At 47.7% G+C, this 277-nt stretch carries 1 protein-coding gene; it reads right to left on the bottom strand.

What is annotated here, in order from left to right:
• Window positions 1-96 precede the first annotated feature (96 nt).
• Window positions 97-277 (bottom strand): hypothetical protein (locus KMS84_RS40075; RefSeq protein ID WP_256921581.1); only part of this gene is annotated, 181 nt, incomplete at its 5' end.

Raw genomic sequence — 277 nt, 5'->3', positions numbered from 1 at the left:
CTAAATGTTCAGTTCTCCAGAGTCGTCGTACAAGAATGCATCGACAATGCTTTCAAGAGTGTGGGTGTATTCCAAGAGCTGATTAAGGTCATTTGCCTAGAAGCTGGCATCACCGAGACGCAGGCCGATAACCGATTTATAGATGACATGGACGTTGTCGCCAGAGCGATTAGGCAGAAGTCGGAAGACTACTCCGGTAGGCACCTTAAAAACCTGGAGGCTATAGCGTCCGGTAATACTTCCGTTATTGATAAGACGAAACCGCTGCCATACTTCC

Origin of the sequence: Streptomyces hilarionis, assembly GCF_024539675.1 — a bacterium.
Classification (GTDB): domain Bacteria; phylum Actinomycetota; class Actinomycetes; order Streptomycetales; family Streptomycetaceae; genus Streptomyces; species Streptomyces hilarionis.
Note: the sequence above shows the minus strand (reverse complement) of the source record. Positions and strands in the feature narration are given on the sequence as shown.